The following is a 22,001-nucleotide window of genomic DNA, read 5'->3' on the forward strand; positions in this document are numbered from 1 at the left end:
ATAGCTATAATGCATGTGTTTTTACAATGTAAACATATCCTGTCACATCACCATTTCCCATGACTGCTACTGGATTTTTCTTTGTAGCATGCTCAATATAATCTTCACCATAATCATCAATAAATTCTTTTATTATTTCTTCGCTTCTTTCTTTAGCCTTCGCAAAAGAAGAAAAAAGTTCTAATGATAACATCTCAGGATCCTCATCTTCAGGAAACAATATCATATTTACAACACCGTATATTTCACGCATTTTATTCATCATCATTCACACTCCTCGTACTGTTCACATAAACTCAAAACATTTCTAATATTTTCCATATTATCATCCCAATATTTTTCTGCTACTCCTGGTGGCACACCATTAAGCAACTCTAATCGAAATTTGGCTAAATTATAGCCTTCTCTCATACCGTCATAGTATATTTCTTTAATAATATTTCCAAGTTTGTCATCTCCGTAGCACCGCATCGTTTTACTAAATTTCTTACTGTCAATCTGTTTTCCAATCTCTTCTTTTCCCATTCTTCGCCCCCCCAAATATACCATTGGTATATTTTATATTAATCATATACTAATGGTATTGTCAAGTTATTTATGATAAAATATAAATATCATTATTCCAACAATAACAGGAGTATTAGTAAACGTAATGGATATTTTAGATAAAGAACGATTAAAAGAATGTAGACTAAAACTGGGAATAACCAAACAAGAAGCTGCTAAAAGGGTACAAATTTCTCAGCCCGCATATCTGCGATATGAAGCAGGCTCACGTAATCCTTCTATACAAACTATTGCTAAAATGGCTGAAGTTTTTTCAACATCTACAGATTACCTCGTTGGGAAATCTGCTGATCCGACTCCAAATAGAATAGTAGTTGTGCAAAATGAATCCCCTTCTCTGTTTTTTCTCATCGAAACATGCAAAAACCTAAACGCATCTCAATTAACACGACTTACAGATTATGCAAAAGCATTATCAAATGCCGCTCCAGATAGTGAAAAATAGGTTTATAAATATAATGCAAGAAGTATACAAACTGACTTATTTTACAAATACTAATTCAAAATAGTTCTTACTAAATTGAACCATTTCATTCAGTAAGACCTATTTTTTCATATGGGTATTTGTTGTTCTTATTTCAAATATTCCGCAAAAATCACTTCCAAATTTCAGAAGTAAAAAACCTTACCGATCTTCAGTTTTTTACTTCTGAATATCAGTAAGGTTTCTTTGCAACTATCTCGTATACATAGTTTCTTCTTCTTCGTCATCGCCACCAGGATTTATCGTGCCGAGCTGATTCCAGTCCAAAATAACAGAATCAGTAAACGCATTGATGACAAGACCTGTTAATGCATATTGTGATCTCTTTGCCATATCCATCACATCAGAAAAGCGTAACTCTCTTTGAGAAAATTTCTTTCCATATTCTTTCATTTCCGCTCTACTTGTAAACACTGGAAGATAATATCTTTCTCCATTTTTCAGAATATCCAGCTGATTTTTTTCACTAATGTATGGAACCCATACTTTGCTGTTCTTCAAAGTCTCTATCATATCATTTTCTGCAGACCAGCTTTTTTCTTTTTTATAAATGTTCAGTGTTTCCTCCAGACTTTTAGGGCTGTCAGCTGATACAAAATCATTATTTTTTTCCGCCTGCTGCCAGGTGCTTCCATTATTAGCAGTTTCGGATGTGTGAATTTCTGTATATGTGTTGTTCTGTGTTGTTCCGGCTGTACTATTCCCAGTATGGTTTAACTGATTGCTTCCACCTGATATTTCCTGATACTGTTTCCATTTTTTATCAATCCGGATCGCACCGGCTAAAGCAAGTAAAAAGGCTATAGCCCCAATACCTATCGTCCCGCCTAATACAAGTACCAGAACTATATAGACCAATTCTGTTATAGCAAGAATATACGCCATTTTTGTTGTTTTCTTTTTTAGCAGAAGAATTCCCATAACAATATCAAAAATCATAAACAACATATTAAGCTTTACTGCCCATAGCCGGCTCATATCATCATAACTTCCACCAGCCTGAAATACGCTTTCCGCTGTCTTTCCTATCTCTGAACAAATCAATATCCCTGATCCAATAGATACCACACCAGCCCAGGTAAAAAAAGAACGTATCTTTTTAAAATTAGGCAAAGCTGTAAATTCTTCCTTTGTAAGTCCCTTCGGAAGTGTATTAAGATCAATTTTTTCCGCCATTCTTATCTTCTCCTTATGTGTCTGCTCTTATTTCCTATTATATTATTTTATGTTTGATTTTTATCATTACTCTGTCTTCAGGACATATCTGACTTCTACACGTCTTGATGCTGCAGCGTCTTCTTTTCCTTCTCCATCCAGAATCAGATTATTTGCTCCATTACCGACAACCTCGATAGCATTCGTAAGTTCCGGATAACCTGCTTTAATATAATCTGCAACAGTCTTTGCTCTTTCCTGAGAGAGTTTTAAATTGTAAGCCTCGTCTCCTGCTGAATCGGTATAGCCCTCCACTACGATTGTCGATACCTTTCCATCTTCTATCGCACTGGATATTACCGGTACATAGGCTGCAAGGAATTGATCCAGATAAGCCTTTCCCTCTTCTGACAAATCTGCCTTATCCCATGCAAAAAGCACATTATTATCCATCTGTACTGTTCCCGTCGACTCGTCTATCTTCGTAGAATCAAGTCCCTGCTCTTTGAAGGCTCCCATGAGTCCGCTTGAGACTGCTGTCTGGTTTTCTTTTAACTCTCCCAGCTCATCTTCACTCATACTGCTCACATCAGCATCTGTCTCTAAATTATCACTTAATTCACCATTCCAATATGCAGTGGAATCATAAACATAAGGATACCATTTTCCATCAACACAGATGGACAAGCCTCCATCCATTCCTCCATTTGGTCGGTTAGTAATCAGGAAAATCCCTGTGATTTTTCCACCTTCGCCTTCTTCAGATTCTCCAAGATCATAATTGTAACGATAGGTGCTGTCCCAGGTAAGAGTAAACTGATTGCCATCAATCTGTGTTTTTACATTCTCACCTGTTCTTCCATCTGCCCACTCAATATAAGAATCATCACCGTCTTCCGTATTCAAAGACAAATGAACTATCCCATCATATCCGGAACTAGAATTTTTGGCATATCCCCATTCATAAAGTCCTTCATTCTTTTTTTCTGCATAAAGTATATCCGCAGATCTAAGTCTTGTACTTTTTCCGTCCTTAGACAAAATTAAATCCAAACCGTCGAAGCCATAAGAGTATTCAACCCAATCCTTGCGATCTTGTACATGATATCCCAGATTAGTTTCATCCTCATCATCCATAATCAAAGCTTCCAATCCCATATAGAGTTTGTCTCCTACTACTTCGTAGGCAAATGTGAAGAGAGTATTTACCGAATAAGAATATTCTCCATCCTCACTATATTTTTTTCTTTCGACAAAAGAGGCACGAATGTGATCATATTGCCAATATTCATGCAATGCGCCAATCTGCTGGTCTGTCAGACCTTCCTCTTCTTTCAGTTCTTTGTCTGTTTTTCCAGACAGGTCATAAATCAGGAAATCAGTGTCTGCATATATCTGTATCGGAAGAATCTGCACCTCATATTTTTCCGAATCCTCAAGCTGCAGAGTCATATAGCCATAATCATCCGCATGCTCATTCGCATAGGAACCATCTTCATCTTTATAATTTTCTTCATTCCGATAGGTCCCGTAAAGCATATAAGCGTGCGGATCTGATCCTAAATCCACCAGCTCTGCATTTTTAGTTTGCTTACTACCACTACTATTACTACTATTACTGTCACTACTATACTTAATTCCAGCTCCACATGCTGTAAACACCATTGTGGACATCAAAAGGCTAAACAATACACAAAACTTTTTCATACCTTTCTTTTTTCCCCTTCACCTTACTCCGTATATACACTAAAGAACTGATCCGCCTGATCTACTACATTCAGATCTACTCCAATTATATTGACAGCTAACATATACTGTGAATCCTGCTCATTCACCAAAAAGACAGTCACACCATAATACGAAACATCATAGTTCTTAAATGTATATTGTGCCGCATAATGTTTCTCACCCAAAAATGTGATTTCTTCCACATTATTTTGAAATTCAGTAACCTGTGCATCTTCTCCCATCAATTTTTTAGCATCCTCCTCAGTCATCACTGAATTTTCCGCTATATTCTTTTCTTCATCCCATGTAGCTGTTTTATCTAAAACCGCTGCATTTTGAATGTTCAGTTCAATATATGTATTCCCATCCTCTGCCGAAAAAACTACCGCACTTCCCAACGAAATTAAAGATTTTAAATAATCATAAGTGCCTTCTGAATTAGAAGATTCTACAATGTCCGCATCGTTTAGTGCGACATTGTTTCTATTTTCCAATGTATAAGTATCCGGGAGATTAATTGCAAATCCAAAGGAAGGATTTTCATATCCCTGGGATACATAGCGCCCAATCATATCATCACTTATTTTATCCTCTTCATCGGCAGAATCTGCTTCTGATTCATCACTTTTTTCTGCTTCTTTTTTTGCAGATCCCATCAATCCGCTATCTGATTTGGACGATGTATCGTCAGTTGTCATCTTAATTCCACCGCCGCATCCTGTTAATCCAGATAAACACAGACAACCTGCCATAACAAGTGCAAAAATTTTAACCTTTCGATTCCTCATACTCTCTCTTCCTTTCTTTTCCTGTTTCTCTTATGATTGGACAACTTTCCAGCCACTTTAATTAAATATCTTCATTTACAAGAAGTAACAGCCCCGGTATAAGTCCGATCATAGTAGCCGCTATCTTTAATCCGTCGCTGATTGGCTCTCGTCTGTCTATTCTGTTTAGAATTTTCTTTCTGATAGGAATACACCATAACAAAGCAATTCCAAACGTACAGATTCCCATTATAACTGTGCAGATATTTAAAACCTTCTTTATCGTTTTAAGTTCTTGCTCATCCGGATAAGCTCCTTCTAAAACAGCAGGTCCTTCTTCTATATTCCTTTTCTCTTCAGTGACATGTACAGAACTCCACTCATCCTCATCATCTAAATTCTTTCCATTCTCCTTACCATCTTCTGCTGAAATCCATCCTCCCAGCAGCCCGCCTTCATCATCCGGCAGTTTCGGTTTTCCGGGTGGTTCAGGCTTCGGCAGTTCTGGTATACTTCCACCTGATTGTAATACCTCCAACGCCTGGTACATTTCTCTGGCAGAAGAGAATCTGTCTTTTGGTGCATATGCACAAGCTTTCAAAACGATATTCTGTAAATCCCTGCTTCCATATTTAGGTCGTGGCAAAGGATCCCCTTTTTCTCTCCTTGCCTGTGCCAGTTCAATTTCATCATGAGTTGGTAAATGATCCGCATCGATAAACGGACGCTTACGGTTATTCAGCATCCAGTAAAGCACCAGTCCAAGACTGTAAATATCTACCTCTTTTCCGTATTCTTCTCTTTTAATCACTTCCGGCGCCATATAACGCTCTGATCCTACTGTCGTTGCCTGGGTTGTATGATCCATAGTTCTGGCAATTCCGAAATCACCTAATTTATAATCGCCAAATTCCGATACCATAATATTTTCCGGCTTAATATCTCTATGTACGATATTTTTAGAATCACAAAGCATCAGCGCCGAACAGATATCTTTTCCGACTTTTATAACCATTTCCTCAGGAATAATTCCTGCATACTGTTTGATCAATGTAGTCAATGGGGTCAGCAGTTCCATACGGATAAAAACATCCCATCCAATTCCATCTTTATGCGGTTTTGCTTCAAAATCATCGCAACTGACAATATTGGTCTGCCCTTTAAATGCCAGCATGATCTGATACTCATCTACGTATCTGTGAAGCATATTTTTATACTTATTTCTTACACTGACAAGATCATATCCATCTGTAAAATCAGCTTCAATGTCTTCTTCATTTTTTGGGAAAGAAATCACCTTTACAGCAGCATCTTCCATGACACCCGCCGAATTCCGCTGTGCCAGATACACACTGCCATAACCGCCTCGTCCCAGCCTTTTTACAATCTTCCATCCCTGCCAGGGCAGAGCTGGATATCTCTCCTCATCCATTTACATCTCCTGTAATTCTATCTGTTTATTTCCAAAACAATTGCTGTAATATTGTCCTTACCGCCTGCATCTAACGCTGCTGTGAGAATTGCATCGACACACTTCGCCGTACTTTGCGTTTGCTGCATCATGGTTTCCAGAAAATCTACCGGCACCATGTCACTCACGCCATCGCTACAGATAAGAAAACGATCTCCCCTTTTCGTCTGCAGGCAATCCATATAGGGAAGTACGCGCACTTCCTCCGGATTCATTCCCATATACTGGGTCAAATAAGGCTTTCGTCCCTGAATACCGTTTTCTTTCATATAGGCTTCGTCTGTCTGATCTTCGGAAATCTGCCGAAGCTTCCCATCTCGCAGGAGAAAACATCTGCTATCCCCCACATTTACAGTCCAAACCTGGTTTCCTGTAAAATAAAGTCCTGCCAAAGTAGATCCCATCATCTCCGCATCCAAACGAAGGGTTTCCTTAAATATCCTGTCATTTACATGCGTACACATTTTTTCCAGATAGCCTTTTTTACCTGCAATATCATCTGCTTCTTCTGCATTCAAGTATTCCTCTGTTGCCTTTGCACCCATATAGGAAGCAATCTCGCCATATTCTCCGCCTCCCATGCCATCAAAAACAGCAAAGAATCTGTCCTTTTTTAGCGGAAAATTTTTCTCTAAAATACTTCCGAGTCCATTGTTACAGCTTGCCATATAGCGTCCCGCAAAGAAAAAATTGTCCTCGTTATTTTTTCTTCGCTTTCCTATATGACAGCTACAGGCAGCGGAGATTCTCATTATGCTCCGATTACGTGCCAAATAAATGTCGCTGATCATACTATGAATCACTTTCTTTCTCAGCATCGTTTTCATCTGTTTCTTCTAATGCAGTTCGAAAAACCTGCATTTCTGCATCTACAAAACCTACGAAAGATACATTTTCGATATCCTCCTGCATAAAGAGAAACATGGTTTCCGAATCGATATAACCCTCCGGATAGGGAATTGCGATATAATCGTAGGTTTTTTCATCTCCCTCCATTTCAACCTCAATGCCAATTGTCATTAACTTCTTTGTTGCACCTTTTAAGGTTACAACGCTTCCATTTGGTAGTAATTGCTTTGCCATTTTATTTTCCTTTCTCGTCCTAACCAACGGCCAGATCTGCTATAGTATTGCCAAGTTTTCCTGCTGACTTTATAGATTTAATCGTACCTGTGACGACGTCATATCCAAAATTAGCTACAGAGTTGGGGTCTATATTAAGTATAGTCTTAATAATTCCATCTTTGCTGAGATATTTAAGATCATTGTCGATAACGTCATCCATGTGAATTTCTCCCCATACCTTTGACGTTTCTGCGGTGCCGCTTGTTATAGTTTGAAGCTTACCAAAAGATTTTCCAAGTTTATCTACACCATTTAAGAAAGAAACAACGTCCAATCCTGTGTAAGCCCAACTGCCCATTTTTTCTCCCAGCTTCTCATCTCCAAAGAGGATTTCTCCTGTCTCTCCACCTTTTTTTACAAGAAAATCCTTTAATGCATTTGTATTACCAACCTTGTTATAGTCACCGGTATAGGTGTATGTTGCATCCATCATGCCATTATAAATATCATTGCAGGCACTTAAAGTAATACAAGCAGCCACAGGAAGTGCTGCACCACCGGAGCCTGCTACCAGAGCTACCGCACCGGCAATTTTGACAACACCTGCACCAACTTTTACAGCAGATTTTCCATATTGAAGTGCCTTATAAACAAATCCTTTTTCATCATAGGATTTTTTTATTTTTGCAACAGTCTTCTTTCCTTTTTTTACAATTGCTTTCGACACTCCTGCCATATCTGCTTTCAAAGAATCCAAAAAACCGTCTTTTTTCTTTTTACTTTTTGCTTTTACTTTTTTAGATTTCTTTTCCCATTTCCTGTAATCCTCTATGACATCAGTCATCCCCTGTACCTGTCCGGAAATAATCCCCTCACCAGCTTCTCCTCCGAACACCTTAAAAAGAGACTGGTCTACCGACTGCATGGTTGTAGCACTGTTTTTCGCTGCTGCCGCCCCACTGGCAAGAAGCTCTGTAATACTTGCAAAGCTTTGCTGGGCGCTGCTTATTTTCCCTGCAAAATTATGTGCTAACAGTTCACTCCAATTATTGTTGGTGTCATTCAGAGTACCCGTAACCTTCGAAAACAGGGATTCATATTCTGCTGTCAGGCTCTGCATTTCACCAGCCTGCGCCAACAGGGTTTCTGGATCTAATATAATTCTGGATGCCATTCTTCTCCTCCTGTCCCTACAATTTCATACTTGCCAGATCGATCACAGAAGAAAGATTGATATCTCCTGCTCCGATTGATTTATTAATTGGCATTACACCCTCCGGGATATTGCTTGTCGTAGTCCCACTTCCGATCGGCTGGATCGTAAGCATGGAGGCAATGATGCTCTCTACGCTGGTAAACATTTCTGATATATTTTTCTCATCTGTCGTAAAATTCTCTGCAACCACCTTCATGACATTTGCAAAATTTCCGGATTTTTCACTGATTTTCAAAATCTCCTGGGCATTTGAACGGGTATAGTCATTGATAGCATCCCTCTCTTTGCAATTCCAGTTGTTATGTTCCGTGATGGATGTCAAAATTCTTGCTGCCTCTTCCACTTCTCCATAAGCATTTGCAATCGTCTGGGCGATTCCCGTAATTGTCTGTGGATTCACATCTATAATCATCTTCTCATCTCCTAGCATCCCCTGATAGAGTACGAACTTTCCTGATCTCTTGACACAAATTTTGTCCTGGTAGATTCCATATAGGATATAAATTCCTGTAAAAGCTCTTTCATCTGCCCTGCTTTTTGAATTCTCTCTGTCATAATATTAATATAAGCCGTGCTTGCCTCTCCCTCCCAGGAAGAAGCAATCTGTGTCATAAGCGTCTGTGTCCGTGCATTCAAAGAATCCAGTTCATTTATATAGGCTCGCATAGATGAAATATTGTTCTGCAATCCATCTGCGTCAATTCTAATATTAGCCATGTTGGATACCTCCACTCTAATTCATGTTTTGCGCTGCTGCCATAATCTCCTTGAGCATTTCATCCTTCGCCTTATAAACAGCAAGCACATGGCGAATATAATTTGTTGTTTCCTCCAAATTACTATCAAGCCTTTGAATCTGGTTAATCAGTTCCTGGGATTTATCATAAATAGCCTGGGCTGTCTCACCTTTTGAATTTGCCCCTTCTGTCTGAGCTGCTCTCAGACTCTGCAATGCATTTTGCAGGATAGACTGTGCCCGCTCGATTTTCCTAATATCCTCTCCGGCAGCGACATCATCAATTGTTATTTTTCCATTTTCATCTTTGTATGCCATTTTCTCAGTCTCCCATCAGAATCTTTTTTGCCTGCTCACAAACGACATTCTTTTCAACCAGGCGAAGTATCGTTTCTTCTTTTTGTTCCGGAGCTATCTCATAGAAAGAACCACCTTTTTCTGCATAGAAATAGAGACAGGTATCCTTTCCGATATGAGTACCTTTCAGAATGATGCTCCTTTCTGCCTGGTCAATCGCAATGTATGCTTCTCTTTCCTCTGTATGCACATCTTCCTCCAAAAGAGAATAAAGCATCTTTTCTATTTCTTTTTTGTCCTGCGCCCTGACACGGTACTCCTGCGCACGGCACTCTACAGATGTAATTCTATTCTCCATATGATGAAATTTATAATGTACAGATGCTCCTGACTCTTCCCGTAAAATCAGCTCAGATTCATACATCCCCTGATAAACCGGCTGCAGCATTTCTGTACATGCCGGCTCTACTTCCAGATTGCCTAAGAAATCCTCCTCGGCATATCCCTTCCTTTCAAGACCATCCAGAATTTCCTGTGCTTTTATTTTCCCCCGCTTTCCAATATCCTGCATAGCGGCAATATAATCATAATCCAGATATTTTCCGCCACTTACTTTTCCGATATAATAGATTTCTTCCGGAGATAGTATTAGTTCTTTCATTCTTTTCATCACTCATTTCTGTCTCAGCACATCTTTGTGCGAGGACGTATCCCCGCACAAATTGCCTTTTCTTACTGTCCCATAGATGCAGCAAGTCCCCCGTCAGTTTCTTCCATAGTATTGGCAGCTGTATCCAGCTTCTGTGCAAAGCTTTCCAGAAGTTCTCCAAAAGATGTAAACTGGGCATTGTAGCTTTCGAAATTTGATACAAAAGCTGTTGCAGCCTCACCTTCGAATACGCCACTCATGCTGTTTACAATTGTGCGCATGCTGCTGATACACTGTTCAAAATTAGCCTTTTCAGTGCGGATATTTGTTGCGTTACTTCTCATTTCCTCTGGAGTTACAATAATTTTCATTTGATTTCCACCTTTCCTTAATACATCATTTCTGACTTTTTTATCTTTAAAAACATACATCGTTTTTAAGATCGTTTTATTTCGTAATCTCTTTATTTTAGATACATTCTTCTATCTATATCCCTGTATTTCCAGGATATCTCCGTTCCATACACACTCTTCCGACAAGGAATTCTCTGCGTTTAATCTTCTTCCATTCCTCTGATCCACAAGACTGACCTGTTCCGGGTCAAACGATGCCAAAGGATCCAGTCCTTCCAGAGAATCTGAAATATCCTGCATCAAGTCTTTGATCTTCTGATTTACAGGAAGTTCCAAATCATATTCTTTTTTTTGCTTTATTCTTATTGTGACTATGATTCGATTCATCTTCCCATCCTCCTAACTATCTATGCACTTGATCTTCTTGCTGCCATTGCCTGCAAAAAAGATTCCAAAGCCTTTTTCCAGCTCTGCATTTCTTTGGCTTTGCGTAAAATTATTCTTATAAAAGCCTTCATAATGCACTGCCGTATCTGACAAAGCAAGAGCAACACCGGAAGATTTGAGGTCCACACCAAGCTGATCCTGCGTATAAAAATTGAAAAGATCACCCTGACGGATTCCACAGAGGACCAGCACGCCATAACCTTTTGTCTTTGTCATAATCCTGTGTAACTGCAGCTGTATATCATCCGGTAACTTGCTGCATTCTTTTATGTCATCGATAAGCAGGATCATCCAAGGTTCTTCCGTGATTTCGGCCGCAGCTTCTTTTCTTTTTCGCATGCGATCTGTCAGTTCTTTGAAGATCTGGGAAAATAAATCCTGTACTTTCTCAGTTTCTGAAAGCTGCGCATAAGCAGTTCCCTTCTCCTGCAAGTTCGCCAGAGATTTTCTTTCTGAGTCCAGGCAATATAAAAGTGTATTTCCATTCACTTCCAGTACCATCTTTCCTATTCTGCGAAGCATTGCGCTCTTTCCACATCCAACTCTTCCGGTAACTGCCATTGCCGTCGTTTCTCCGGGCATTACATGAACCGCTTCTATGCTTTCTGCATCCAGTCCAACGGCAATTCCCTGCTCGTTGTTGCTGAGATCTGCCATACTTTTCACAGAAATGCTTTCCGGAAGAACCGGTATTCTCAAAGCAGGTTTTCCTTTCCAAGCTCTTGTCATGCCCTCTGCTTCTGCTTTCAAAGCCATTTCACGCTCTTTATCATTTTCTCCAGGTTCATACATTGCCTTCTGGAAATTGATCAGTTCCTGATTTACTTTAATCAGAGCATTACCTACTCTGTCCGGCAATCTTGCTTCTCTCACCTGTCCTATTAAAGTGCTGTATTCACTTCGGTCAGACTGCATGAAAGAAATAGCCCCAGAAACATTTGCCGTCAGCTTATAAGGCACGCCTGTATTGTTCACACCTGTATAAACAAAATAGATTCCTTTTGATGGACCCTCGCTAAAAAGACGGACAAATATGTCTTTATAATCCTGGTTCGATTCCAGAATACCACTGAAGCGATCAATCAAAACAAAAACAGCCGGCATCTCTTCACTAACCAGTTCCCGGTAAGCTTTCAGAGAATCCACTCTCTCCTGATTGAAGATTTTTCTTCTCTCATTCAGGAAACTGATCAGCATATTTATAAGCTTACCCAGCTTCTCTTCCTGTCCGGATCCCACAACGCCTCCCACCTGCGGGAAGGCCTCCATACCTGCCATATCCGCAATGATATAAAGATGCATATCCCGCGGAGAATACATACGGCATAAAGATGTTGCAATCGTCCGGAGCAATGATGTCTTTCCTGTCTGCGAGCTTCCAAAGACACCGAAATTGCCTTCCTTCAGGAAATCCATATACTGTATTCCCTGCACCTGAAGCTCCGGTCTGTCAAAAATACCTATCGGCACTGATAACCAAGGAGCATCTGTCATCTCCCATTTTTCTCCGTCAAAGCCACCCTCAACCGGCAGTTTCTTCCAGCTAAAGAGATCTGGAAGTTCTGTTTTCCACGGCGATGGCTGCTTCTCTATACCTGCCGCTTCTGCTGTTCTTGCTATATAAGCTATCACTGCCTCAATTTCTTTCTTATCCGAAACAAATCGGGTGTGGTTTTCTTCTACTGTTTTGATACGCGATCCATCTACTTCTACATAGCGCACTTCCAAAGCACCCTGCTCTTTATTTTCCTGATAAGGAGCTCCGGACCAGGCGGATTGGATCAACGCGAAAATTTCTGCCTTTTCGGAGGTTCCGACTCTTACATAAGCTCTTCCTGCCTGTGTAATCATCGCCGCATCCGGTTCATGAATCATCACCTTGCTGGCGGCAGCATTTTGCACCTTCATACAAATCTGATATTGGGTATTATTCCAGGTTCCCTCATCTACTGCATCTGCCGGACTTTGGGTAGCCAGAATCAGATGTACGCCCAGAGAACTTCCTTTTGCAGCTATGGAGTCAACCATTTTTTTGACAACCGGTCTTTCCTTGATCAGCTCTTTAAATTCATCAAATACGATCAGAAGTCTTGGCACCGCTTCTTTAAACTCACCCTTGTGATATCCTTTTATGTACTCCTTGATATCCTTTGCACCTACCGAAGCAAAAATGGCTTCTCTTCGCCTCAGCTCATGCTCCAGCGATTGAAAACATCTGTCAATCCCACTGCCAACATCCGTAATAATTCCACAAACATGTGGAAGCTTTTCAAGCGATGTTGCCGTACTTCCGCCTTTATAATCAATCACTACAAACGAAACATCCTCCGGATGATAATTACATGCAATAGATAAAAGCCATGAAATAAGCAGTTCACTCTTTCCCGATCCTGTCATACCTGCGACAAGGCCATGAGAACAGTGTCTGTGAAGAGATAATGAAAACAGCTTGCCGCCTTCACCTTCCCCTAACGGCGCAGTGATATTCACAGCGCTATCATTCTTTTTCCATCTTTCCAGCACGTTCAGGTCGCGTACCTTGTTTGTATCCATGCATTGCAGGAAGGTAAGCGAAACCGGGATCTGTCCCTTGACAGCATCTTCAACCTCGATAGCCGACATCTGTCTGCAAAACGCATCAAACTTTCTCTGTGGAATCGGCTGATCCATGGTAAACCACATTTTCTCATCTGCTCTGTATTTATAAAAAGCGGTGGCCGTTCTGTCATCATACGGATCATCCACATTTACAATATACTGGCAGAAATTCGGCAGATAATACTGTTCATCATATAAAAAGATTGTTGATATCCCCATAGCAGGATCATTTTCGGAAAGCATTGATAAAAAGCACTCCGTTTTTTTTCTGGAAGCGAAAAGAAAAATATAATGCGGAATCGGACTCGTCCCATTTTTCCACTTCGCCTGAAAATCCGGATCCTTTCGTTCCGCAATGATACTGTTTACTTTCTCACGGAATTTAGCATAAGAATCTACATATCCTTTTTCACTATTCAGCGAAAGACTTGCAAGAGATTCTTCTGTAAGCGGATCAAAATTCAAATATCTGGTCTGCAATTCATCGTCCCAGATATGAGGAAGCCAGCGCAACGATTTCCATTCTTCCTCTTCTTCCGGATCAAAAACGCCTACAATACGAACATCTCTGAAAAAGTGCAATGTAGAAAGCGAAACCAGTATATTCTTTAATAAGTCTGTCACCTTGCCCCTGTTTCCGATCACACCTACAGAACTATACTTTAAAAGATCCAGTCTGGCAGGGACATCATCTACCAAATGAGTCTCCTGTATAATACGGTCTGTCAGCTCCTCCAGTTCATCCCTTTCCATATGGAAATCGTTGACATCTGTAGGCGGCTTTACATCTACACAAAGAGGGGCATACCCGGCGCCCATTCTGACCTGCAGGAAATCAGAGTCTGTCGCTGTTCTCTCCCATAAAGAAGTCGACATCTTATTCAGAATTGTTTCGCATATTTCCGGCGAAGGATTCTCCTGGTTTATGATTTCCTTTTGTTTTTTTCCGATAGCATGAATATGCGCTTTTTCTCCTGCAATATAGTCCGCATATTTCTGGAAACGTTCTTCCTCTTCGACCATAAGCATCTTACGCGCTTTTTTATTGCTATTTCCAATCAGGCTTCCAACAGGGGAAATCATCATTGCTGCACGCATAGCAAGCATAGCAGGAGAAAAACTCGACATTGCAAGCGAAGCTCCCGCCATGGCGCCACTACTTAAAAGTGGCAAAAAGTTGGCTTTCCTGATAGAAAATCTTTGTGGTTTATTAGGTAAATGCGACAATCTCACCTCATCCACAGGCAAGGATTCTCTGATTCTCGGCGAACGATGGTATAACGGATACCCTTTCTGCATAGAAACAATATTCGTCGCCATCCCCGGATGATTTATCTCTTTCTGATATTTGAGTTCCGGTGTTTCATGAAGATTATAAAAATATAAAGTGTTCTCTTTGCAAATAATACGCAAATCACAAATATCAATTTCATCACCGGATTTCAGCATTGCCTTTTTAAGGGGACTTCCATTCAGATAAGTGCCATATTTACTTCCTAAATCCTCTATTCGTATTTTTCCTCTTTCAGATGTAATGAGCAGGTGATTTCTGCTCACATAAGAATCATTTAACACAATATCATTTTTTTTAGATCTTCCGATATGAATCTGACACTCATAAGGAATAGGATATGATTCTGAATATTCTCCAGTATCCCTGGTAAACCTTACTTCTATTTTCGGAAATTCACAAATATTAACTAACTTAGCTTCTTCTTTCATTTCCTTTACTGACAAAGGGATTTTTTTTGCATTCAACTTCAGGATTTGTTTTTTTGCATGAAAACAGATCCCAAGTTGCCCGTCTACGCCAAGCTCTGACATCGGAAATGCATCTTTTTCACCAGATCCAATGGTATATTTTGTTCCTTCTTCAATATTCACCCGATATAAATGCTTTTCAGTGAAAATTGTAACTACATAACTCATACTGTTCCTCTGATTCCTTCCTCTAAACAAATGGTTTCCGACATCTTTTATATCAGATTCAACAGAACCTCCAGCCTCCTGTTTTTTGCAAACGCCGGTGTTCCGTCTTTCTTCATAATTTGCCAGACCATGGTATAGATACCTTCTATCGGTGGCGTTGCGAATTCCACTTTGACAGAGATTTTTTCCCCCGGCATAACATGCGCTTTAAGTGGTACGCATAATTCCTTTTTCACGTAAGAAAAGTTATCTCCGTTGATACACTCCAAATAATACTCATTCCAAATAGTCATTCCTGTATTTTGAATAATCCAGGTGTGAGAATACAAATTCCCTGCAATAATCGGGGCAGAAAGTCGAGGTATTTCTTCTATTACATTATAATTTTCACCCCGGATTGCTTTATCCTCTTCAAAATCCATTACCATGAAATGCAATCCTATTCCCAATTTATCCGGGAAAACAATCTTTCCTTTGCTATCCTTCATTTTCCAGTTCATGACATAAGTTCCCGGTTTGTCCGGTGCATAAAATGATACACTTGGAGACACTTTATCTCCCGGGTAAACAAATTTCGGAATCCGAAGAATTCTGTTTTTTTCATCTAATTCCATCATAGACTGATTACATTCATAATATCGATTCTCCCATAGAGTATCTCCTACATTTTTGATTACCCATGTATGATTTATTTTTTCTCCCGGCGATACAATGCTCATATCCGGTGGATATTCATATTGAAATAATGCAGCATCTTTTATTGCTACACCATTACTCTCCTCTTCTCCCTTAAGTTGCGCACTCTGTTCTTGATTATACAAATACTGTACGTAAATCTGATTAATTTCTTCCGGTAAAATAGCCAGTAGAACATAAAACGTCAGTACATTCCCCCATTTTGTTTTCAACTGATTTGTCTCGTCATCAAACAAATATGATCTAAGCTTCCTCGAAATCTCGATTCCTTCTTTCTCTACAATCCGTAAAAAACTTTCATTCATAACCTTTTCGGAAATCTGACCACTCAAAAGCTCATTCGCTTTTCCTTCTATCCTCGAGATAGTCCATGGTTGTTCAAATAAAAATGTGCGTAATGATGCAATATATCGGGTTTCTCCTTTACAATTCGAAAAAAATCTGCTTCTTCGTGCTTTATCATTCCAGATTTTAAAATTGATCCATCGTATTTCCATTGGAAGAAGTTCTTCAAAAAAATCTTTTTTCGAACGGTATTTTGGGGGAACATTCCACACAGATGGATTTTCTTTACATTTGCCCGGATAAAAAATCTCATAAACTTCTTTTAAATTCATTCCGGCTGTCCCTCCTTTATTCAAGCATCATTATTTTTCAACAAATATGTTGAATATGCATATTTATTTTAACATTATAAGGTTGTATTTACATTGATTTTTGGGTTGTAAATTTTTCCAAAAAAATTCCTACAAACTGCTTAATTTCACAGTTCGTAGGAATTTCGTCTTTTATCTTTTTTTCATTGACTCTCGAGTGCGCTTCTATGATATGATGATACTATGGTCAAAAGTATAACAATTATTATTTCTTTACTTCCGGACTTCTTCCATACTTGCTTTACGGAAAAATTCCGCGAATATCAAATCATTACAAAGGAGATTTTTATCATGAGAGAAACTATTTTGGGCAATCATCTGCAAAAAATTCCTTCCATTGCAGTCGGATGCATGCGACTTTCTGAAAAATCGAAGGAGGAAATGAACCATTTCATTCACTCTGCATTGGAACAGGGCGCATATTTCTTCGATCATGCGGATATCTATGGCGGCGGTATGAGCGAGACTGTGTTCGGCGAAGCCTTTGCCGGCGATCCATCCCTGAAACGGGAAGATATTTACCTGCAGTCAAAATGCGGCATCCGGCAAGGTTGTTATGATCTCTCAAAAGAGCACATTTTGAAATCCGTCGATGGTATTTTAAAACGGCTTCAGACAGATTATCTCGATCTTCTGCTGCTTCACCGTCCGGATGCACTCGTAGAACCGGAAGAGGTTGCTGCCGCATTTGATGTTCTGTTTGAGAGCGGAAAGGTCCGCCATTTTGGTGTTTCAAACCACAAACCGATGCAGATTGCACTACTGCAGAAGTATGTCTGCCAACCGCTCGTTGTCAACCAGGTTCAATTCAGCATTCCGGTTTCCAATCTTGTTGCAAATGGCATGGAAGTCAATATGGAAACCCCCGGTTCAATTGACCACGACGGAAGTCTGCTCGACTACTGCCGCCTCCATGATATCACCCTCCAGGCCTGGTCACCATTTCAGATGCCGGCATGGAAAGGATGCTTTCTCGGAAGTGACGAATACCCGGAGCTGAATCAAAAGCTTCATGTACTGGCTGAAAAATATAATGTCAGCGACACTACCATTGCGGCTGCGTGGATTTTACGTCACCCGGCAAATATGCAAATCATTACCGGAACTGCAAGCGAAAGCCGCCTGAAAGAAATTATCGCAGCATGTGAGATAACACTGACTCGCGAAGAATGGTATGAGCTGTACCTGGCTGCAGGTCATCCGCTTCCATAAGGATTTTCGGCATTATATTTCTGATTTCATATTCTTGCTGACTTATGCTATTACCCGCACCGTTGGTGCGGGTAATTCTATTTCCGGAATAAACAGACAGTTAGCAAACTGAAGCTGCTTTATCAGTTGGCCACGATTTTCTAAGTGCCACATAGGAAATCGCAAAATTGGCAAACCAGCCAGCCGGTACAGCAAGCCAGACAAATTCGATACCAAAACGAGGTGCAAAAATCAAAGCAACTGTCAGGCGGATTGCAAGGTTTACCATATTGGCGACGAGAAACGGGCGCATAACACCAAGTCCACGGAGTACTCCATCTGTTGCCATCTTGATACCCATAAAAATGAAAAAGTAACCAAGCCATCTCATATAATCCCCGGACACCTGATATGCCAGGGCAGTTCCGTCTTTCCCCAGGAATAACGAGGAAATCTGGGTATGCAACATTTCAATGACTATAAAAGCAAGAACTGCAAAACATAAATCCAACACCAGTGCCGCATGATATCCTTTTTTGATACGTTCCATTTTCTTTGCGCCAAAATTCTGGGAAACATACGGTGAAACTGCATTTCCAATGGATACAAAGATCAGTGAAAAAACGTTCTCTACCCGCATCGTTGCCGAATAACCGGCAAGTGCCTGTGTACCGAATGGATTTACAACTGCCTGTACGATCATCATGCCAATTGACACTGTAGACTGCTGAAGAACAGATGGCACAGCGATCCGAAGCATGGAATGCAATTCCTTCCCATCAAACCAGTCAAAATGACTTTTATATCGACGCATCCGGCTAAAGAAAATCAAAAGTGAAAACACTGCCGAAATCCCCTGCGCAATGAGGGTTGCAAGAGCTGCACCAAATACCCCCAAACCAAGTCCGGCCACCATCCAGAGATCCATAAAAATATTCAAAATAGAAGAAAATATCAACAGTCCCAATGGAATCTTTGATTCACCGATCGAGGTAAACATCGTTGAAAGGATGTTATACATAAACAGAAACGGAAATCCCACAAAATAAACACGAAGGTACAGTACTGCTTCATCCAGTATATCAGCAGGTGTCTGTAATAAACTCATCATCGAATGGGAAAAACAAAAGCCAAATATACCCAGAAGTACGCTTAGAATCAGGAAGCTGATCAATGATGTTGACACGATTGTTTTCATTTTACTATAATCTCTGGCTCCAAAATAACGGCTCACGAGCACTCCTGCACCTACACCGGCACCCAATGCTATACAAATGAAGACATTCGTAAGTGCAGCGCAGGCACCGACTGCCGCCAGTGCAGACGAACCAACAAACTGACCTACGATAATAGAATCAGCCATATTATATACTTGTTGAAAAAAGCTGCCTAAAATCATAGGCATTGCAAAAACAGTTAATGCTTTAAGAGGCGCATCTGTAATTAAATATTCATCTTTTGACATTCTCCAGTTTCTCCTACTGTTTATTTTTTTCGTACTTCCTCAATTCCTCCAGTGCCTCTCCACCCATAGGATACAAAGTCACAATATTAAAAATCGTCATAAGTCCGATTCCCACATCGCCAAGATCCCATACAATATGATAAGCCGCAATTCCTCCGATAAAGAGCATCACAAGTGCGAGGATTTTATATGCTGTCTGCCAGCACCACTTATCCCCTAAAAGATATGCCACATTTCCTCTTGCATAAAACAGGATTCCAAGAAACGTTGAAAAGCTGAAAAGGAACAACGTAACCGCAATAAAGATCACGCCAAATTTACCGAGATGATAATTCATTGCTGTCTGCAAAAGCTCCATTCCTTCCAGTCCTGCTATCATCTTTTCCGGCACAAGAAGCATGATCATCGCCGTACAGCTGCAGATCACAATTGTATCTATAAATACACCCAATGCCTGTATAAATCCTGCTTTTACAGGCGTATCACATTCTGCAGCCGCAGCTGCGCATGGTGCTGATCCCGAACCCGCTTCGTTGGAAAATAACCCTCTTTTTACACCATTCATAAGAACTGCTCCGAACCCTCCGGCTGCTGCCTGACGGATCCCAAACGCTTCCTGGATAATCCGCTCAAATACACCCGGAAGGCTTCGGATATTCAACAAGATAATGACTATCGTAATCACAAAATAGCAGACTGCCATGATTGGAACCAGAATATCCAACACCTTTACTGTGGCATTTTTTCGCAGTACGATCACTGCCGCAACGGCTACCAGAATCACCGTCGTTAAAATTGGCGGAATCCCAAACGCATTTTCAAAAGAAGATGCAACCGAATTACTGATCACCTGACTGATCCCGGCCCAGCAGATAAGCCCTGAGATTGCAAAGAGCACCGCAATACAGACATGTTTCTTTGTCTTTCCTGTCCGTCTCTCTACATAATGATGCATATAATATGCCGGACCTCCGCGGTAGCCTCCGTAAAGCGGATCTTTCTCTTTATAAAGCTGTGCAAGCGTTGCCTCGATAAATGCGGTTGAAGAACCGATGACTGCTGTGATCCACATCCAGAATACCGCACCGGCACCGCCTGCGGAAACGGCAGCGACTACTCCAACCAGATTTCCCATTCCGACTCTCGTTGCAGTTGAGACGATCAGTGTCTGAAAGGTCGACAGACTGCCATCTTCCTTCTTTTTCCCGGTAAGCGTGCGAACCATATCTCCAAAAAGACGAACCGGCAAAAATCTTGTTCTGATCGTAAAATAGATTCCTGTGGGAATCAGTAAAATAATAAGCAGTGACACACCAAAAGAGGAACCTCCCGGAAGTGGTATCCTTAAAAGATCTCCCCATAAAAATTGGTATACTGCCTGAATCCATGTAGTTAGCATTTCTCTTGTTTCCTTTTCTTTAAATTATTGTTCTTGTTTATCTTATCACAAAGCTATTCTTTAAAATACCAAAAACACGGAAATATTCCGTGTTTTTTGTATTTACATCCTCTTTTTAGATTATTCTCCCCAGCGAAGTCCTTTTCCGGCTTCTACTGCCTTATCATAAATCACCTTTGCTGCCACCAAATCCTGCGCAGCAACTCCTACGGTTTCATATACGATAATTTCTTCGTCATTTTCACGTCCTTTGATCTTTCCATTGATCACATCTCCAAGACTTCCAAGCACATCCTCTTCTGTAATGATTCCCTCTGCAATCGGAATCAGAAGATCCCCCGTCTCTGAAAGCGCCGCCTCTTTTGAATCACAGATAATCTTAGATGCTCTCGGTAAAACTGCCGGATCCAGCTCATGCTTATGGGGCTCATAAGTACCTACGCAGCTGATGGTTGCACCGGCTTTTACCTTTGTTCCGTCAAATACCGGTTTTGCGGAAGGAGTCACTGTGATAATAAGATCTGCATCTTCGATACAGTCATCTGAATCCTTGGCCGGTATGATTTTTGCACCGTATTTAGCCAGTCCCTTCTGCATTTCTTCGGCAAATGCTTTGCATCTTTCTTCATTCAGGTCAAAGATCTTTACTTCTTCCAGCTTTCTTGCTGCGAGCATTGCCTCAAGTTGAGCTGCTGCCTGTCCCCCTGTACCGATCATTGCACCTTTTTTACATTCCTTTTTTCCAAGCAGATCAAATGCTGCACCGGAAGAGGCCCCCGTACGAAGCTGTGTCACATAAGTTCCATCCAGCATCGCGATCACATATCCCGTCTTTCCGTCGATCAGCATGGTCTGCGCCGGTGATGTCATCAGATTGTTATCGATATTGTGTGGAAAAATGTTGATCACCTTCATGGCTGCTGCATCTAATTCCGGAGCATAGGCCGGCATAAACAGAAATGCGCCGTCATATTTTCCATTGATGACTGTACGAAGCGGTGTATCTACCGTACCATCGACAACCATCTTAAATGCCTGCTTGTCCGCCTCGATCATATCTTTCATTGTAATTACACTTTTAATATCCTCTTTTGAAAGCAATAACATACCCGTTCTCTCCTTATCCATACCA

22 protein-coding genes are annotated in these 22,001 nt (G+C 40.6%); 2 read left to right on the forward strand and 20 right to left on the reverse strand.

Translation table 11 applies throughout. The features are described from left to right. Positions 1–4 precede the first annotated feature (4 nt). On the reverse strand, positions 5–268 hold the full coding sequence (locus tag NQ556_RS14660; protein WP_008368709.1) for a hypothetical protein: 264 nt from the start codon (positions 266–268) through the stop codon (positions 5–7). Then, positions 265–525 carry a hypothetical protein gene (locus NQ556_RS14665; protein WP_044998510.1) on the reverse strand — a complete coding sequence of 87 codons (261 nt, stop codon included), beginning with the start codon at positions 523–525 and terminating at the stop codon, positions 265–267. Before NQ556_RS14665 ends, NQ556_RS14660 begins: the two co-directional genes overlap by 4 nt. 127 nt (positions 526–652) lie before the next feature. Here NQ556_RS14665 and NQ556_RS14670 point away from each other — a divergent pair, with 127 nt between their 5' ends. Beyond that, on the forward strand, positions 653–1,012 hold the full coding sequence (locus NQ556_RS14670; RefSeq protein WP_008368713.1) for a helix-turn-helix domain-containing protein: 360 nt from the start codon (positions 653–655) through the stop codon (positions 1,010–1,012). Positions 1,013–1,243: 231 nt separating this feature from the next. Here NQ556_RS14670 and NQ556_RS14675 read toward each other — a convergent pair whose 3' ends face one another. The 15 genes from NQ556_RS14675 to NQ556_RS14745 form a co-directional block, all read right to left on the reverse strand. Continuing rightward, entirely contained in the window at positions 1,244–2,227 is a 984-nt protein-coding gene (locus NQ556_RS14675) for an SseB family protein (protein WP_008368715.1), read from the reverse strand. A 66-nt stretch (positions 2,228–2,293) separates the two neighbouring features. Then, positions 2,294–3,913, reverse strand: coding sequence for an OmpA family protein (locus tag NQ556_RS16485; RefSeq protein ID WP_008368717.1), 1,620 nt, complete (start codon positions 3,911–3,913; stop codon positions 2,294–2,296). Positions 3,914–3,936: 23 nt separating this feature from the next. Beyond that, positions 3,937–4,722 (reverse strand): hypothetical protein, encoded by a 786-nt coding sequence (locus NQ556_RS14685; RefSeq protein ID WP_008368719.1) that lies wholly within the window; start codon positions 4,720–4,722, stop codon positions 3,937–3,939. Positions 4,723–4,783: 61 nt separating this feature from the next. Next, complete coding sequence (locus NQ556_RS14690) at positions 4,784–6,133, reverse strand: serine/threonine-protein kinase (RefSeq protein WP_055155506.1); 1,350 nt, start codon at positions 6,131–6,133, stop codon at positions 4,784–4,786. 17 nt (positions 6,134–6,150) lie between these two features. Further along, complete coding sequence (locus tag NQ556_RS14695; RefSeq protein ID WP_172676438.1) at positions 6,151–6,840, reverse strand: PP2C family protein-serine/threonine phosphatase; 690 nt, start codon at positions 6,838–6,840, stop codon at positions 6,151–6,153. Between the two features lie 124 nt (positions 6,841–6,964). After that, positions 6,965–7,255: a DUF4176 domain-containing protein gene (locus NQ556_RS14700; RefSeq protein ID WP_008368726.1), complete on the reverse strand. Its 291-nt coding sequence runs from the start codon at positions 7,253–7,255 to the stop codon at positions 6,965–6,967. 19 nt (positions 7,256–7,274) lie between these two features. Continuing rightward, positions 7,275–8,411, reverse strand: coding sequence for a WXG100 family type VII secretion target (locus NQ556_RS14705; RefSeq protein ID WP_173699138.1), 1,137 nt, complete (start codon positions 8,409–8,411; stop codon positions 7,275–7,277). Positions 8,412–8,427: 16 nt separating this feature from the next. Further along, a complete protein-coding gene (locus NQ556_RS14710; RefSeq protein ID WP_044998517.1) occupies positions 8,428–8,865 on the reverse strand; it encodes a hypothetical protein in 438 nt (145 codons plus the stop codon). A gap of 11 nt (positions 8,866–8,876) precedes the next feature. Then, on the reverse strand, positions 8,877–9,170 hold the full coding sequence (locus NQ556_RS14715) for a WXG100 family type VII secretion target (RefSeq protein ID WP_008368735.1): 294 nt from the start codon (positions 9,168–9,170) through the stop codon (positions 8,877–8,879). A 16-nt stretch (positions 9,171–9,186) separates the two neighbouring features. Then, a complete protein-coding gene (locus NQ556_RS14720; protein ID WP_008368736.1) occupies positions 9,187–9,507 on the reverse strand; it encodes a hypothetical protein in 321 nt (106 codons plus the stop codon). A gap of 4 nt (positions 9,508–9,511) precedes the next feature. Beyond that, on the reverse strand, positions 9,512–10,147 hold the full coding sequence (locus tag NQ556_RS14725) for a hypothetical protein (RefSeq protein ID WP_055260367.1): 636 nt from the start codon (positions 10,145–10,147) through the stop codon (positions 9,512–9,514). 71 nt (positions 10,148–10,218) lie between these two features. Then, positions 10,219–10,506, reverse strand: coding sequence for a WXG100 family type VII secretion target (locus NQ556_RS14730; protein ID WP_044998562.1), 288 nt, complete (start codon positions 10,504–10,506; stop codon positions 10,219–10,221). Positions 10,507–10,617: 111 nt separating this feature from the next. Further along, positions 10,618–10,875 carry an EsaB/YukD family protein gene (locus NQ556_RS14735; protein ID WP_055155510.1) on the reverse strand — a complete coding sequence of 86 codons (258 nt, stop codon included), beginning with the start codon at positions 10,873–10,875 and terminating at the stop codon, positions 10,618–10,620. A 12-nt stretch (positions 10,876–10,887) separates the two neighbouring features. Further along, positions 10,888–15,462 carry a type VII secretion protein EssC gene (essC, locus tag NQ556_RS14740; RefSeq protein ID WP_173699140.1) on the reverse strand — a complete coding sequence of 1,525 codons (4,575 nt, stop codon included), beginning with the start codon at positions 15,460–15,462 and terminating at the stop codon, positions 10,888–10,890. A 47-nt stretch (positions 15,463–15,509) separates the two neighbouring features. Then, positions 15,510–16,775 (reverse strand): NBR1-Ig-like domain-containing protein, encoded by a 1,266-nt coding sequence (locus NQ556_RS14745; RefSeq protein WP_022220064.1) that lies wholly within the window; start codon positions 16,773–16,775, stop codon positions 15,510–15,512. Positions 16,776–17,105: 330 nt separating this feature from the next. Here NQ556_RS14745 and NQ556_RS14750 point away from each other — a divergent pair, with 330 nt between their 5' ends. Next, entirely contained in the window at positions 17,106–18,026 is a 921-nt protein-coding gene (locus NQ556_RS14750; protein ID WP_022220063.1) for an aldo/keto reductase, read from the forward strand. A gap of 100 nt (positions 18,027–18,126) precedes the next feature. On the opposite strand, the gene NQ556_RS14755 is transcribed toward NQ556_RS14750, so the two are convergent. The 3 genes from NQ556_RS14755 to NQ556_RS14765 all read right to left on the reverse strand — a co-directional run bounded on the left by NQ556_RS14755 (position 18,127) and on the right by NQ556_RS14765 (position 21,976). Then, the gene (locus NQ556_RS14755; protein WP_022220062.1) at positions 18,127–19,470 is read right to left on the reverse strand and encodes an MATE family efflux transporter; all 1,344 of its coding nucleotides are present in this window, start codon (positions 19,468–19,470) and stop codon (positions 18,127–18,129) included. A 13-nt stretch (positions 19,471–19,483) separates the two neighbouring features. Continuing rightward, positions 19,484–20,869: an alanine/glycine:cation symporter family protein gene (locus NQ556_RS14760; RefSeq protein ID WP_008368755.1), complete on the reverse strand. Its 1,386-nt coding sequence runs from the start codon at positions 20,867–20,869 to the stop codon at positions 19,484–19,486. A 120-nt stretch (positions 20,870–20,989) separates the two neighbouring features. Next, the gene (locus tag NQ556_RS14765; protein WP_022220061.1) at positions 20,990–21,976 is read right to left on the reverse strand and encodes an ornithine cyclodeaminase/mu-crystallin family protein; all 987 of its coding nucleotides are present in this window, start codon (positions 21,974–21,976) and stop codon (positions 20,990–20,992) included. Positions 21,977–22,001: the final 25 nt, after the last annotated feature.

The sequence above is a fragment of the Coprococcus comes ATCC 27758 genome (genome assembly GCF_025149785.1).
GTDB classification, from domain to species: domain Bacteria; phylum Bacillota; class Clostridia; order Lachnospirales; family Lachnospiraceae; genus Allocoprococcus; species Allocoprococcus comes.

Excerpts from the sequence above, each read along its gene's own strand:
- NQ556_RS14760 (WP_008368755.1), bottom strand. The coding sequence starts at position 20,869 with ATGCTAACTACATGGATTCAGGCAGTATACCAATTTTTATGGGGAGAT.
- NQ556_RS14745 (WP_022220064.1), bottom strand. The coding sequence starts at position 16,775 with ATGAATTTAAAAGAAGTTTATGAGATTTTTTATCCGGGCAAATGTAAA.
- NQ556_RS14735 (WP_055155510.1), bottom strand. The coding sequence starts at position 10,875 with ATGAATCGAATCATAGTCACAATAAGAATAAAGCAAAAAAAAGAATAT.
- NQ556_RS14720 (WP_008368736.1), bottom strand. The coding sequence starts at position 9,507 with ATGGCATACAAAGATGAAAATGGAAAAATAACAATTGATGATGTCGCT.
- NQ556_RS16485 (WP_008368717.1), bottom strand. The coding sequence starts at position 3,913 with ATGAAAAAGTTTTGTGTATTGTTTAGCCTTTTGATGTCCACAATGGTG.
- NQ556_RS14725 (WP_055260367.1), bottom strand. The coding sequence starts at position 10,147 with ATGAAAGAACTAATACTATCTCCGGAAGAAATCTATTATATCGGAAAA.
- NQ556_RS14765 (WP_022220061.1), bottom strand. The coding sequence starts at position 21,976 with ATGTTATTGCTTTCAAAAGAGGATATTAAAAGTGTAATTACAATGAAA.
- NQ556_RS14675 (WP_008368715.1), bottom strand. The coding sequence starts at position 2,227 with ATGGCGGAAAAAATTGATCTTAATACACTTCCGAAGGGACTTACAAAG.
- NQ556_RS14710 (WP_044998517.1), bottom strand. The coding sequence starts at position 8,865 with ATGATTATAGATGTGAATCCACAGACAATTACGGGAATCGCCCAGACG.
- NQ556_RS14685 (WP_008368719.1), bottom strand. The coding sequence starts at position 4,722 with ATGAGGAATCGAAAGGTTAAAATTTTTGCACTTGTTATGGCAGGTTGT.
- NQ556_RS14730 (WP_044998562.1), bottom strand. The coding sequence starts at position 10,506 with ATGAAAATTATTGTAACTCCAGAGGAAATGAGAAGTAACGCAACAAAT.
- NQ556_RS14705 (WP_173699138.1), bottom strand. The coding sequence starts at position 8,411 with ATGGCATCCAGAATTATATTAGATCCAGAAACCCTGTTGGCGCAGGCT.
- NQ556_RS14690 (WP_055155506.1), bottom strand. The coding sequence starts at position 6,133 with ATGGATGAGGAGAGATATCCAGCTCTGCCCTGGCAGGGATGGAAGATT.
- NQ556_RS14755 (WP_022220062.1), bottom strand. The coding sequence starts at position 19,470 with ATGTCAAAAGATGAATATTTAATTACAGATGCGCCTCTTAAAGCATTA.
- NQ556_RS14660 (WP_008368709.1), bottom strand. The coding sequence starts at position 268 with ATGATGATGAATAAAATGCGTGAAATATACGGTGTTGTAAATATGATA.
- essC (WP_173699140.1), bottom strand. The coding sequence starts at position 15,462 with ATGAGTTATGTAGTTACAATTTTCACTGAAAAGCATTTATATCGGGTG.
- NQ556_RS14695 (WP_172676438.1), bottom strand. The coding sequence starts at position 6,840 with ATGGCAAGCTGTAACAATGGACTCGGAAGTATTTTAGAGAAAAATTTT.
- NQ556_RS14670 (WP_008368713.1), top strand. The coding sequence starts at position 653 with ATGGATATTTTAGATAAAGAACGATTAAAAGAATGTAGACTAAAACTG.
- NQ556_RS14715 (WP_008368735.1), bottom strand. The coding sequence starts at position 9,170 with ATGGCTAATATTAGAATTGACGCAGATGGATTGCAGAACAATATTTCA.
- NQ556_RS14700 (WP_008368726.1), bottom strand. The coding sequence starts at position 7,255 with ATGGCAAAGCAATTACTACCAAATGGAAGCGTTGTAACCTTAAAAGGT.
- NQ556_RS14750 (WP_022220063.1), top strand. The coding sequence starts at position 17,106 with ATGAGAGAAACTATTTTGGGCAATCATCTGCAAAAAATTCCTTCCATT.
- NQ556_RS14665 (WP_044998510.1), bottom strand. The coding sequence starts at position 525 with ATGGGAAAAGAAGAGATTGGAAAACAGATTGACAGTAAGAAATTTAGT.